The organism is Campylobacter sp. P0109 (assembly GCF_002138755.1).
Classification (GTDB): domain Bacteria; phylum Campylobacterota; class Campylobacteria; order Campylobacterales; family Campylobacteraceae; genus Campylobacter; species Campylobacter devanensis.
Genome location: NZ_MJKK01000001.1, coordinates 297,960 through 311,188, shown reverse-complemented (window position 1 = coordinate 311,188; position 13,229 = coordinate 297,960). Strand labels below are relative to the sequence as shown.

Sequence of the window (13,229 nt, the reverse complement as noted above, 5' to 3'; positions counted from 1 at the left end):
TTAATAATAATTTACGCTAAAATTAAATTTCACAAAATTTTTATCGATAGGAGTCTGTATGCAATGGACACAGATATATGATCCACTTGGCAATATATGGCTAAGTGCGTTTGTGGCGTTTTTGCCAATTTTATGTTTTTTGGTTTCGCTTTTAGTTTTTAAGCTAAAAGGCTATATGGCTGCTTTTTTAACAGTTATTTTGGCTTCTGTTTTGGCATTATTTGTATATGATATGCCTTTTTCTCTCATCGGTGCTAGCTTCGTTCAAGGCTTCGCTCAAGGTATGTGGCCTATCGCTTGGATTATCATCGCTGCGATATTCTTATACAAACTTTCAGTCAAATCAGGCTCATTTGAAGTTATCAAACAAAGCGTTATTAGCATTACTCCAGATCACAGAATTCAAGTTATCTTAATTGGATTTTGTTTTGGCTCATTCTTAGAAGGTGCTATCGGTTTTGGTGGCCCAGTTGCTATCACTGCTGCGCTTTTAGTTGGTCTTGGACTTAAGCCTTTGTATGCTGCTGGATTGTGTCTTATAGCTAATACTGCTCCTGTTGCCTTTGGTGCGGTTGGTATTCCTATTATTGCGATGGCGAATTTAGTTGGTGTAGAACAATATGAAGTCTCAGCTATGGTTGGTAGAATGCTAGTTCCACTTAGCCTTACTGTTCCATTTTTCATTGTATTTTTAATGGATGGATTTAAAGGCGTTAAAGAGACATTTCCAGCAATTTTAGTAGCTGCAATTAGCTTTACTGCTACACAATTTATTAGCTCAAACTACCTTGGTGCCGAGCTTCCTGATATTGTTTCTGCTGTTGTATCCCTTATTTGTACTACTGCATTTTTGAAAATTTGGAAACCATCTAATATATTTAGACTTGATGACCAAACAGACTTTACAAGCAAAACCGAACTTAGTAACGGCCAAATATTCAAAGCTTGGCTACCATTTATCCTATTAATCGCTTGTATAATTCTATGGACTCAACCATGGTTTAAAGCACTATTTGCTAAAGGTGGGGTATTTGATTACACAGTTGTAACCTTAGCTGCTAATAATGTAGGCACAAGCATAGTTGATGCTACTGGTAAGGCTATTGGGTTAAATTTAAATATCAGCTTTGTAGGCCTTCAAGCTGGTACTGCTATATTACTAGCTGCTTTCTTATCAATTTGGTTTTTAAAAATCAAAGCCAACGACGCCGCAGATTGCTTCTGGGATACACTAAAAGAGATGGCGATTCCTTGTATTACAATCGGTCTTGTTGTATCATTTGCCTTTATCGCTAAAAACGCTGCTATGAGTACAACTCTAGGTCTTGCCTTTGCTCAAACTGGCGATGCTTTTGCCTTCTTTAGCCCTGTGATTGGTTGGATAGGCGTATTCTTAACAGGTTCAGATACAAGCTCAAATCTTCTATTTGGCCCACTTCAACAAGTTAGCGCTAGAGAGCTTGGTGTTGGTGAAGCACTATTTTTGGCAGCTAACTCTGTTGGTGGTGTCGTAGGTAAGATGATAAGCCCACAAAGTATCGCTATAGCGTGCGCTGCTGTTGGTTTAGTAGGTCGTGAGAGTGAGCTATTTAAATTCACACTTAAATACTCAGTTGCTTTCATTATCTTAATTGGTATTTGGACTTTAATCATCGCATTCTTTATGCAAGGAATTATCCCAGATATCGTACTTAAGGGTTAATATCTATGAGAAAAGTATATTTTTTCGCTACTTGCCTTGGTAGTGCTGCTATGCAAGATAGCGTTTTAAATGCTATTAAACTTCTACGCCGCCAGGGCGTGGAGGTGATTTTCAAAAAAAATCAAACCTGTTGCTCTCAACCATCTTTTAATAGCGGATATTTTGATGAAAGTAGAGCTGTAGCTATGCATAATATAAATTTATTTGATGAAGATATCCCGATTATCGTTCCTAGTGGCTCTTGCGCTGGTATGATGGGGCATGATTATTTAGAGCTTTTTGAAGGAAGTAGCGAATTTGACAAGGTTCAAAAATTCGCCGCTAGGGTATATGATCTAAGTCAATACTTAGATGAAATTCTAAAAGTAGATTACCAAGATAAAGGCGATAAAATCAAAGTCGCATGGCACTCTAATTGTCACGCTTTAAGAGTGGCTAAAAGCGTAGAATCTAGCAAAAATTTAATCCGCAAACTATCAAATGTAGAGTTAATCGAGCTTGAACATGAAGAGGAGTGCTGTGGTTTTGGTGGGACATTCTCAATCAAAGAGAGCGATATCTCAAACGCAATGGCACTAGCCAAAATAGAAGATATCAAAAATACAGGTGCTAGCTACTTGATAAGTGGCGATGGTGGTTGCTTATTAAACATTTCAGGTACAATGAAACGAAATGGCGTAGATATCAAATGTCTTCATCTATATGATTTTTTGATTAAACGCTTAGAAGGAGTATCCCTATGAGTAAAAAAATGCCACACGAACAAATCGTAAAAATCAAGCTTGGCGATACTCAATTAAGACAAAATCTCACAATTGCTATGCACACCTTACAAAAAAACCGCCTAAATGTGATAAATGCGAAATTCAATAATTGGCAAGGATTAAGAGATAAGGCTAAAAAAGCTAAAAATAACGCCCTAATGTCTCTTAGTGATAGACTAATCGAATTCGAAAAAAACGCCACAAAAAACGGCATTAAAGTCCATTGGGCTAGCTCAGCTACTGATGCTTGTGAGATAATATATGAGTTAATGCGCCAAAACAATATCAAAAAGATATTAAAAGGCAAATCTATGGCTAGTGAAGAGATAGGATTAAATCACTATCTAGCTAATAAGGGATTAAATGCTATTGAGACTGACCTTGGTGAGCTAATAATACAATTAAATGATGAAGCTCCAGTCCATATAGTCGTCCCAGCAATCCATAAAAATCGCAATGAAATAGGCAAAATTTTTCAAGAAAAATTAGGCTCAAATTTAGAAAGCGAACCAGAAAAGCTAAATCAAATAGCTAGAAAACATTTAAGAGATCAGTTTGAAGGCTTAGAGATGGGGCTTAGTGGTGTGAATTTCGCTATGTCTAAAGAGGGTGCATTTTGGTTAATTGAAAATGAAGGAAATGGTAGAATGTGTACTACCGCTCCTAAAATTCATGTTGCACTTTGTGGGATTGAGAAGGTTATGGAGAGCTTTGAAGATGCTGCTACTATGGTTCATCTACTCACACCATCAGCCACAGGACAATTCATCCCTACATATAACAACATAATCACAGCTCCAAGAAATGATGAATTTGATGGGCCAAAAGAGGTTCATTTGATACTATTTGATCATCACAGAAGTGATATGCTAGCTCATCATGACTACTATGAAGCTCTTAGATGTATTAGATGTGGGGCGTGTATGAATTTCTGCCCTGTATATGACAAAATCGGCGGCCATAGCTATCAAACTATCTATCCAGGGCCTATTGGCGAGGTTATTAGTCCAAATATATTTGGCATGAAAGCAACCGGCGATATACTTACATTTTGTTCGCTTTGTGGTAGATGTAGTGAGGTTTGCCCTGTTAGAATCCCGCTAGCTGATCTAATTAGAAAGCTAAGAGCAAATAAAGTTGGCCAAGGCAAAAATCCACCACTTAGCACACAAAATAGCCATAAAAATAGAGCCGAAGCCTTTGCAATGAAGCAGTTTGCTAAGATCGCTACAAATGGTGCTTTATGGAGATTTAGCCTTAGTAAAACTCATCTATTTAACTCAGTTTTACATAAATTCCAAAACTCAATCCCAGTTATAAAAAGCTGGAGCCAATACAAAGAGCTACCACAGATTAAAAAAGATCTATATAAAGAGCTTGAAAATATGGAAGGAGTTCGCTATGAATAGAATAGATGAAATTTCAGCTAAATCCAAAGAGATGATCCTTTCTCGCTTAAAAGATAGCCATAAAATCACAGGCCATGAATCCACTCCTAGCATAGATCCAGTAGAGCATATCCAAACTACTGATAATGCTCTTGCTGAAATGAAGCAAAAAATGAGCGATAACAAATATATCGTCCATGAGTGTGAGCCATCAGCTCTAGAAGATACGATAAATGAGATTGTAGCTAGCTATGGATACAAAAAAATGATCTATGGAAGTGGGTTGAATTTAAATTTAGATAAGATTAAAGCTGATCAAAAAATCTGCTTCGATAAGCCTATAGAGGAGCTAAGAAGCGATGTATTTCATAGTGAGTTCTCTATAGTTCATGCCGAATACGGCGTCAGCTCTCATGGCGTCGCATTGCTAAAATCTAGCCAAGCTCAACCTAGAATGCTAAGCCTAGCTCCAAATCTTTGTATAGTTTTACTTAAAAAAGATAGAGTCAAAAACTCACTAGTAAGCGCTCTAAACGCTCTAAAAGTCGATCAAAACGGCAAATTACCAAGTAATATTTTATTTATCGCTGGGCCATCTAGGACAGCTGATATAGAGCTTATAACCGTCTTTGGCGTTCATGGCTCACAAAAAGCACATTTAATTTTATATTAAAATCGCATGGAGACTCTCTCCATGCCAATTATCTATCTTTAAAATCTCTTAAAATAACTCTAAATTTAGTTTGATTATCACCGCTTTCACACTCGATACTAAGACCAAGCTCATCACAATATCGCTTAACCAAGCTAAGCCCAATCCCAAAGCCGCCATTTTGCGTATCAAAACGGCTGAATTTATCATAGATTTTGTCTATATTCTCTTTAGAGATAGTAGCTCCAAAATTGATTATCTCAAAGCTATTTTGGTCTAAATTGATAATAATTTTGGAATTTTTGTTACTATATTTTATCGCATTTGATATGAGATTATCTAATATTTTACCAACTTTTTGTATATCGCTAGATAGCTCAAAAGAGTTAGAATTAATCTCAAATTTAAGCCCCTTTGAATTAGCTGAAAGCTCAAATAGCTTAATGCGACTCTCAAGCAGAGTTTGGATATTAAATTTACTAATAACATTTGGATTATTCTTTAAATTCAAAGCCAAATCATTATAAATTCCACTTAGAGTTTTGGCTGCTATTTTAATATTTTCTAAATATTTTGGCGGATTTTTATCAAACATCTCACTACTCATAAGTATCACGCTCAAAGGGGTATTAATCTCATGCGTAGTATCTGTGATAAAGTTATTGAGCGCTTTTATCTGCGCCAAAAGCGGCAAATACGCAAGCTTAACCAAAACAAAAGCAATAAGCCCGACCAAAACAAAAACCGCCCCAGCTATAAGCCACACACGCCAAAAAAGCTGATTTATATCCTTAATAGTATCTTCGCTTTTTAACTCTACAAATAGCTCTATTGTTCGCCTTTTTGAGTGGATATTCTCTCTCATATACAAAGCATCTAAACCTTCATAAAATTTGCCTTTAAATTTCGGCGTATCAAAGCTTTTATAGATATATTTATCTGTTTTGATATTATAAAAATTAATTGGATAAAAGGATTTTAATTTCATTATATTATCTATATTATTATTTAAGCGAAGTATATACTCAAGCTCTTTAGCAAAGGCCTCTAGGCGGATCTTATCTCGTTTGATTATATCAAATTTCGCCTCTTTATAATACATAGTGGCAAATCCGATTAAAAATATCATACTAGAAAGAGTATATAGCAAAAATATTGGCAAAATATACTTTTTGCTATACATATTCATAGCCTATTTTTGGATGTGAGATTATCTTTTCTTCGCCGATTATTTTACGCAAATTTCTGATATATACTCTTAGACTTAGCTCGCTTGGCACCTGACCATAATCCCATAAATTCATATATATCTCATCTCTGCTTAAAATTTTGCCACGATTTTTTAAAAACAAAACCAACAAATCAGCCTCTTTTTTGGCTATTTGGACTATAGCATTATCTTTGATTAATCTCTTTTGTATTATATCAAACTTTATATTTGGAGAGATTTCTACATAGTTATCGCTACTTGAGTGGCTAAATTTGCGTTTTAGGATATTATCTACTCTTAGATGTAATTCAGCTAACTCAAAAGGCTTTTTGATATAGTCATCACAACCACTCTTAAAGCCCTTAACTAGATCATTTATATCATTTAATGAGGTAATATAGATACAAGGAGTATTAATCCCAGAGCCTCTAAGCTCATTAAGTAGATCAAAGCCATTACCGCCTATAATCTTAACATCAAAGATAAAAATATCAAATTTACCCTCATATGCTAAACTCAAGCCATCTTCATAGCTATCACTACTTACAACTTCAAAGCCTTGCTCCATAAGATAATCACTAACCATCTCACAAAGCATAGGCTCATCTTCTATTAGAAGTATTTTGCTACTCATCTCATTGGACAATCTGGATTTATACCATTTGGGCAATTAGGCGTAAATTTACCTGGGCGATCAGAGCGATTATTTGCTTTTGGACCTCTTATATGCGGACCACAAATTCCATTATAAAACTGCTCATCTTTGCCTAGTTTGGCCATATTTTGACGCATTTGATATCTAAATTCTTTATAGAACTCCTCTTTTTGTTTAGAATCCATATTTTGAGTTGCTTTAGCTATTTTATCATGAATTTGCTCGCAACCTTTTTGAATTTTATAGTACTCCTTACTAGCTTGCTTTTTAAACTCAAACATCTCTTTGCTTAAACTAGTCGCACTATCAGCACCAAATGCCACACTACTACTTACCATAGCCGCTAAAGCTATACTTAAAATCTTTTTCATTTTAAATCCTTTCTATATAAAATATAGTGAAATTATATATAGCTTTTGTTTAAAAAATGTGAATTTAAAAAATTGAGTTGAATTTTTCTATAAAAATCAATGGATCAACTTGAGTATTTCGCACTATAATCCCAAAGTGCAAATGTGGTCCACTCACCCTACCGCTCGCACCGCTTAAGCCGATTTTCTCACCTTTAGCAACCTTTTGGCCAACTTTGACATCTATCCTATCTAAGTGATAATATTGTGTATAAATACCACCACCATGATCAATTACAACGCTCTTTCCAGCATAATATCTATCTTTAGCAATTCTTACTATCCCATCATTAGCACTCACCACCTTTTGCCTTATCGCCGCCCTATAATCAACGCCACCATGATAGCTCTTAATACTACCATTAAATACCCTAGCATTTCCATATTCACTAGTGATAAAGCTACTCATAGGCGATATAAATTCGCTATTAACTAACAAATTTGGGCTAAAAGTCTTATATATCTCAATTGCCTCTTTTCTCTCTTTTTCTATGCGATTCATCACACTTTTTGGCGGATTAGCCTTTGAGGGGGCTACTGTGATACTCTCTTTTTTATAGTTTTTTTGCTTAACTTTTAATATTGTTAAATTGCTTTGGTTATTTAGGCTATTTGTGATATTAATATCATTTTTAGCGTAGTATCCAATAGGGATAATAGCTATCTTTACTCCATCTTGCGTAGGATGATCTAGCCAAGCTGTGGTTTTATCATTGATTTTTAGCTCACCAGCGTAATTAGAATCAATGCTAAAAATCTCCACACTACCATTAAAGGTATCCTCAGCCCAGCTAAAAACAGCAAATATCAAAAGAGCTAAAACTACTCGCATAATCAAACAGAGTATAGAGATAAGAATCTTTTTCTACTAATTGGTGAATATCCATTTAGCTGTTCATAAGCCTCTTCGGTATCGCCATCTGTTAATTCTTTGATCTTTTCAATAAGCTCATAAAGCTCCTCATCATCTAAATTCTCAAACTCTCCACACTCTTCTAAAACCTCTTGTATAATAGCTTCTAGCTCTAATTCATCGAAACTCACTATATCTCCTTAAAAAATTTTCGCAATAATACCTAAAATTCCTTAATTTAACTTTGAAATTTATATTTAAATAATGCACTTTATGATAAAATTTAGGATAAATTTTTTGGAGTTTGTATGAGAATTTTACATCTACTTTTGCCATGCTTATTATCGCTTGGTAGCTATGCACAAAAAAATAGTGAGCCTACTGGACTAAATATACCTCTATCTACATATAGTATAGATGTTGATTTTATGGGAGCTGATGAGCATAATCAAAAAGATATTATGCTTGGATATAATGATATCTTACACGATGTCAAAATAGACTCAAATAGCGATAATTTAAAGCTTATAATAAGCGGTAAAGAGTCTATAAATAGAGTTAAATTTGATGAAATTTCAAACAAAATAGCCAGTTATTTGAAAAATTATAGAGGCGGAAATAAGATAGCAATCGAGTATCACCTAGACTCCAAACTGCTCTTCGCTGGTATCTTTTAACCCTTCTTAATCCAATTTTCCAATCCAAGAGTGCCTTTAAAGCACTCTAATGATTATATAGTTATCTCTTTTATATCAGCGACTTTTAAAAATGCTTGATAAATTTGCCCGATTATGGATATGCGATTAGATTTGATCTTTGGATCATCGCTATTTATCATTACATTATCAAAATAGCTATCAATATAAGGTTTTAGATCAAATAACGATAGCAAATATCCCTTTGTATCATTGATATCTAATTTTAATGAGTTAAATTTATTATACAATGCTCTTTCGCTCTCATGCTCCATTAAGCTCTCATCTACACTATCAATCTTGCTATCTTTGATTATATTTGCTAGGCGCTTAAATGTGGAGAAATTCTCTTTAAATTCGCTATCTTTGCTTATCTCATCTAAGGCAATTATAGCTAGATTTAGCCTTTTGATATCCCTTACACCACTATCTAGACACGCTTTTATCACAGATGGATTGGCATTATACATAGTGTATAATCTATCAGTTATAAATAGCTCCAAACTACCCAAATCGAATTTAGCATAATTTTGAGCTATTAGAGATAGAATTTTTTTGATATCAAACTCTATATTTAAATTCAAAACAATCCTTATAACCCCAGCCGCAGCTCGCCTTAGAGCGTATGGGTCTTTATTGCCTGTTGGGATTTTATCTATACTAAATAATCCCATTAGCGTATCAAGCTTAGATGATAGTGCCACCACGCTAGAAAAGTAGCTTTTCGGACACTCGCTACCCTCTTTATTAGGCAGGTATTGCTCTTTGATCGCTTCAATTACAAAGTGATTTTCTTTTCTATGTTTAGCGTAATAACTCCCCATAATCCCTTGTAAATCTGTAAATTCATATACCATTGAGGTAGCAAGATCAGCCTTGCTAAGCATAACAGCCCTATCAAGCTCATCTATAAACTCACCGCCAAATTCATCTTTTAGCTCTTTTTCATAGATTTTAGCTAGCTCTCTAGCAATTTGGCGCTCTCTAATCTCTTTATCATACATTGAGCCAAGAGCGGCTAAATAGGTGATATTTTTTAATTTCGCTGAGCTAAACTCACTAGCTAGATCGCTCTCCCAAAAGAACTTCGCATCACTTAGCCTAGCTCTTAGCACCTTTTCATTACCTTTGATTATCAAATTCGAATCACTACTAATAGCATTGCTAACTACCACAAAATGATTGCTTAATTTGCCATTTTGATCTCTTAATGGGAAGTATCGTTGATTCTCTTTCATTGAAGTTACTATAACCTCACTAGGCACTTCTAAAAACTCTTTTTCAAAACCACCAATAAGCGCAGTAGGCATCTCTGTAATAGCCACAACTTCATCTAATAAATCCTCATCTAACTCGATTTTCAAACCGCTATTTTGCTCAATTTGCTTAAATTCATTTAGAATTTTTTCTCGCCTTTTATTAGCACCAAGGATAATCCCATTACGCTCTAAAGCACTATAATACTCATCGATACTAGCAAATTTTACCATCTCATAGCCGTAATTTCTATGCGGATAAAAGGCCATTTGCGACTTCACACCATAAATCTCCATATCCACTAATTCATCATCCAAAACCGCTACAATAGACCTAATCGGACGGATAAACTCATACTTGCCATCTCCCCATCTCATAGATTTACCGAAATTTAAAGATGATATAAACTTATTTATAACCTTAGCAAGCAGATTTTTACTCAAATCCCCCTTAATCACGCTCTTATGATACAAAACCTCTTTGCCATTGATATTTTCAAATTTCAGCTCATCTAAACTTATACCGCACTTTTTGGCAAATCCTATCGCAGCTGCGGACCAATTTTGATCGCTACTTAATGCTACATGCTTTGGTGCGCCGATACTCTCAACCATCTTATCACCAGCGAATTCATCCATATCACCATGCAATACAACTCTTCTAGGGGTATAATCAAGCTTAAAATCACACTTAATATTATACTCATCTAACGCGGCTTTAAATTTAGGCTCAATATTATTAAGCTCTTTTAAAAAAGGTATCGCAGGAAGCTCTTCTACTCCAATCTCAATTAATATTTTCATTGCTATCTCCATCTATATCTATTTTTTGCTTTTTATCCTTAGCGGCTTTTCTAGCAGCTGTTATCTCATCTCTAATTCTATTTTTCTCCATCATTTGACGATTAAACCCAACGACAAGAACAAAAATAATAAACACAACAACAACCCAACCCATAAAAGTCAAAAATTCACTCAATTATCAACTCCTTTTGCCTCTTATAACTCCACACAATAGCCTTTTTAATAGAGATTTTACCATCTTTTATCGCCCTATTTGGTGAGTAAATTTTAAATTTAGTATTAGAAATATTAGCAAATCCACCCTTAATATCTAAGACAATATCCCCAATCACATCGCCGCTTGTAGCCATATCTATATCATTTATATCCATCATATAGCTACTCTCATCACCCTTAAAATCGCTATCTAAGCTTACATAAGAGATACTACTAATTTGCATATTACCCTTATAATCTTCAATCTTATTTGCCACCGCATCAACTCTCATACCAATACCAAGAGATGGATTTTTCTCATAGATATAAATTCCACGCCGACTCTCATCGGCTAATATATATCCATTTTTATCCTTATATATCACCACGCCTGATATCTTGGCTCTTTGATTAGATGATTTAAGCTGATTAATCGATAGAGTTGGCAACTCTTTAGAGTTATTTTGCGTAGTTATCGTAGCATATATAGGGTAGTGATCAGAGTAACTATCATCCATAAAATTTGCTTTGAAAATACCAAAACTCCCATCTTTATAACCCAAATTCCCACTCATCAAATCCCTACTTAATATTATATGATCAATTGCACTTTTACCATTTTTATAGCTACTTCTTTGACTAGTAGGGATAAACTCCCACAAATTCGTCCATCCATCAAGATCATTAAGCAAAAATTTATATCCATAATTGCTATTTAAATCGCCTAAAATCACCCCATTTTGGCTATTTTTAATAGCTCTTTTCATTGTATCAGCGGCAGCAATTCTGCTTTTAAGTGGATTTTTAGCCGCTGGGAAGTGAGCTACAAAAAACTCAATATCATAACCATCAAATTCCACCCTACTCATCAAAATCGGCCTAGTTTTGACATTTGGCACAAGATAAACTCTACTATCACTAATCCTATATCTACTAAGTAGCCCAAGCCCAACTGGCGCACCCTTTGTAGTAGCAAATTTATAATATCTATATCCGCTCAAATCAGCTAGCGCCTTCATTACATTTTGATTTTCAATCTCATTTAATGCCACCACATCGGCATCTAAATGCTTTAAAACTCTAGCGATTTTTTGTAGTTTTTGCTGATATTTTGCCTCGTTCCATCTATTTGATTTAAAATCACTATATTCACTACCACTAATCCTATCATCAAAGAGATTTTCGACATTATATGTAGCGATCTTTAATTCTGATGAAAAAAGCACCCCAAAAAACAAAATAATAGAGATTAAAATTCGCATACCATATCCCTAAAATCGAATTTATCTATATTTTGGCGGATAGCCTCATAGGTGATAATCCCAACACTAGTGGCTAAATTCAAGCTCCTACCTTGACTAGTCATAGGTATAGTGATACAATTATCCCTATTTAATCGCATTAAATCAAGTGGCAATCCACAATCCTCACCACCAAAAAATAGATAATCCCACGGCTTAAACTCAGCTTCAAAATATAGCTTATTACACTTAGTAGTCGCAAAGAAAAATCTATCTTTAAATTCCAAATTTGCTTCTAAAAAACTATCCAAACTCTCCCAAATCACAGGATTTAAGCTCGCCCAATAATCTAGCCCCGCACGCCTTAAATGCTTATCATCAATCTCAAATCCCAAAGGCTTAACTAAGTGTAATTTAGCTCCACAATTAACACACATTCTACCGATACTTCCGGTATTTGTGTGAATTTTAGGATTTACAAGCACGATATTAAACATTAAAATATCACCGTTTTATTATCATAAACAAAAACTCTCTCATCAAAAACTAACTCTAAAGCATTGCTAAGCACCACTTTTTCGACATCTCTACCAGCTTTTTGCATATCTTTCCAATTCATCTCGTGATTTACTCTTATTACATCTTGCGTGATGATTGGCCCCTCATCCAAATCATCAGTAACAAAATGCGCTGTGGCTCCGATAATCTTCACACCACGCTCATAAGCTTGTTTATACGGATTTGCCCCTATAAAAGCTGGCAAAAATGAGTGATGGATATTGATAATCTTTTTTGGATATCGCTTGACAAAATCAGGGCTTAAAATTCTCATATATTTTGCCAAAACCATATAATCAAATTTATATTTTTCTAACTCTTTTAAGACCAATTTTTCATGCTCAACCCTATCTAATCCATCAGCACTAATACAGGTAAATGGGATATCAAATTTATCACTCAATGGACGCAAGGTATCGTGATTGGCTATGATAGCTAAGATATTTGCGTTTAGATCCTTGCTACTATGTTTAATAAGCAGATCACCTAAGCAGTGATTCTCTTTTGTTGCTAGGATTATTATATCTTTTTTCTTTATGGATTCAAAAAATATTACACTATCACTTGGCAAATAGGCACTTAGAGTGTTTTGAAACTCAATTGTATTTACCTGCCCTACAACCACCGCACGCATATAAAATCTACTATTTTCATGATCTACAAACTCGCTAGTGCTAACATAGTTTAATCCATGCTTAAATACAATCTCGCTAACTCTTAATATAAGCCCTTTTTCATCATTACAATCAATCTTTAAAATATAATCCACTCTATCTCCAAAAATTTTAGAAAAATTCTGCCAATTATACAATTTTGTTGCTAAAAATTAGCCAAAATCGCTACTTT

General features: G+C 34.6%; 14 protein-coding genes and 1 pseudogene. 5 read left to right on the top strand and 10 right to left on the bottom strand.

Features of this window, described 5'->3' with window-relative positions:
• Nucleotides 1-58 precede the first annotated feature (58 nt).
• Genes CIGNP109_RS01640 through CIGNP109_RS01625 form a run of 4 tightly spaced genes read left to right on the top strand, consistent with a single transcriptional unit; the run spans nt 59 to nt 4,527 of the window.
• A complete protein-coding gene (locus tag CIGNP109_RS01640; protein ID WP_439098268.1) occupies nt 59-1,702 on the top strand; it encodes a lactate permease LctP family transporter in 1,644 nt (547 codons plus the stop codon).
• 5 nt (nt 1,703-1,707) lie between these two features.
• Nucleotides 1,708-2,445 carry a (Fe-S)-binding protein gene (locus CIGNP109_RS01635; protein ID WP_086224419.1) on the top strand — a complete coding sequence of 246 codons (738 nt, stop codon included), beginning with the start codon at nt 1,708-1,710 and terminating at the stop codon, nt 2,443-2,445.
• On the top strand, nt 2,442-3,875 hold the full coding sequence (locus CIGNP109_RS01630; RefSeq protein ID WP_086227948.1) for a LutB/LldF family L-lactate oxidation iron-sulfur protein: 1,434 nt from the start codon (nt 2,442-2,444) through the stop codon (nt 3,873-3,875). The genes CIGNP109_RS01635 and CIGNP109_RS01630 overlap by 4 nt, the downstream gene beginning before the upstream one ends.
• Complete coding sequence (locus tag CIGNP109_RS01625) at nt 3,868-4,527, top strand: LutC/YkgG family protein (protein ID WP_086227095.1); 660 nt, start codon at nt 3,868-3,870, stop codon at nt 4,525-4,527. The genes CIGNP109_RS01630 and CIGNP109_RS01625 overlap by 8 nt, the downstream gene beginning before the upstream one ends.
• 28 nt (nt 4,528-4,555) lie before the next feature.
• On the opposite strand, the gene CIGNP109_RS01620 is transcribed toward CIGNP109_RS01625, so the two are convergent.
• From CIGNP109_RS01620 to CIGNP109_RS01600, 5 genes are all read right to left on the bottom strand, one after another.
• On the bottom strand, nt 4,556-5,689 hold the full coding sequence (locus tag CIGNP109_RS01620; RefSeq protein ID WP_086227947.1) for a sensor histidine kinase: 1,134 nt from the start codon (nt 5,687-5,689) through the stop codon (nt 4,556-4,558).
• Nucleotides 5,682-6,350, bottom strand: coding sequence for a response regulator transcription factor (locus CIGNP109_RS01615; protein ID WP_086227946.1), 669 nt, complete (start codon nt 6,348-6,350; stop codon nt 5,682-5,684). The genes CIGNP109_RS01620 and CIGNP109_RS01615 overlap by 8 nt, the downstream gene beginning before the upstream one ends.
• Nucleotides 6,347-6,742 carry a hypothetical protein gene (locus tag CIGNP109_RS01610; RefSeq protein ID WP_086227945.1) on the bottom strand — a complete coding sequence of 132 codons (396 nt, stop codon included), beginning with the start codon at nt 6,740-6,742 and terminating at the stop codon, nt 6,347-6,349. The genes CIGNP109_RS01615 and CIGNP109_RS01610 overlap by 4 nt, the downstream gene beginning before the upstream one ends.
• Before the next feature lie 64 nt (nt 6,743-6,806).
• Nucleotides 6,807-7,613, bottom strand: a complete 807-nt coding sequence (locus CIGNP109_RS01605) for a M23 family metallopeptidase (RefSeq protein WP_086227944.1) — start codon at nt 7,611-7,613, stop codon at nt 6,807-6,809.
• Between the two features lie 2 nt (nt 7,614-7,615).
• Nucleotides 7,616-7,825, bottom strand: a complete 210-nt coding sequence (locus CIGNP109_RS01600; protein ID WP_086224406.1) for a hypothetical protein — start codon at nt 7,823-7,825, stop codon at nt 7,616-7,618.
• 117 nt (nt 7,826-7,942) lie between these two features.
• On the opposite strand from CIGNP109_RS01600, the gene CIGNP109_RS01595 reads away from it, so the two are divergent.
• Nucleotides 7,943-8,311 carry a hypothetical protein gene (locus tag CIGNP109_RS01595; RefSeq protein ID WP_086224404.1) on the top strand — a complete coding sequence of 123 codons (369 nt, stop codon included), beginning with the start codon at nt 7,943-7,945 and terminating at the stop codon, nt 8,309-8,311.
• A 53-nt stretch (nt 8,312-8,364) separates the two neighbouring features.
• On the opposite strand, the gene glyS is transcribed toward CIGNP109_RS01595, so the two are convergent.
• From glyS to purU, 5 genes and pseudogenes are all read right to left on the bottom strand, one after another.
• The gene (glyS, locus tag CIGNP109_RS01590) at nt 8,365-10,389 is read right to left on the bottom strand and encodes a glycine--tRNA ligase subunit beta (protein WP_086227943.1); all 2,025 of its coding nucleotides are present in this window, start codon (nt 10,387-10,389) and stop codon (nt 8,365-8,367) included.
• A 64-nt stretch (nt 10,390-10,453) separates the two neighbouring features.
• Nucleotides 10,454-10,543: pseudogene (locus tag CIGNP109_RS08835) on the bottom strand (hypothetical protein); the annotation flags it as partial.
• 13 nt (nt 10,544-10,556) lie between these two features.
• Nucleotides 10,557-11,846 carry an endonuclease/exonuclease/phosphatase family protein gene (locus tag CIGNP109_RS01580; RefSeq protein ID WP_086227941.1) on the bottom strand — a complete coding sequence of 430 codons (1,290 nt, stop codon included), beginning with the start codon at nt 11,844-11,846 and terminating at the stop codon, nt 10,557-10,559.
• Nucleotides 11,834-12,322 carry a tRNA (cytidine(34)-2'-O)-methyltransferase gene (locus CIGNP109_RS01575; protein WP_086227940.1) on the bottom strand — a complete coding sequence of 163 codons (489 nt, stop codon included), beginning with the start codon at nt 12,320-12,322 and terminating at the stop codon, nt 11,834-11,836. The genes CIGNP109_RS01580 and CIGNP109_RS01575 overlap by 13 nt, the downstream gene beginning before the upstream one ends.
• Nucleotides 12,322-13,152, bottom strand: coding sequence for a formyltetrahydrofolate deformylase (gene purU, locus CIGNP109_RS01570; RefSeq protein WP_086227939.1), 831 nt, complete (start codon nt 13,150-13,152; stop codon nt 12,322-12,324). The genes CIGNP109_RS01575 and purU overlap by 1 nt, the downstream gene beginning before the upstream one ends.
• Nucleotides 13,153-13,229 lie beyond the last annotated feature (77 nt).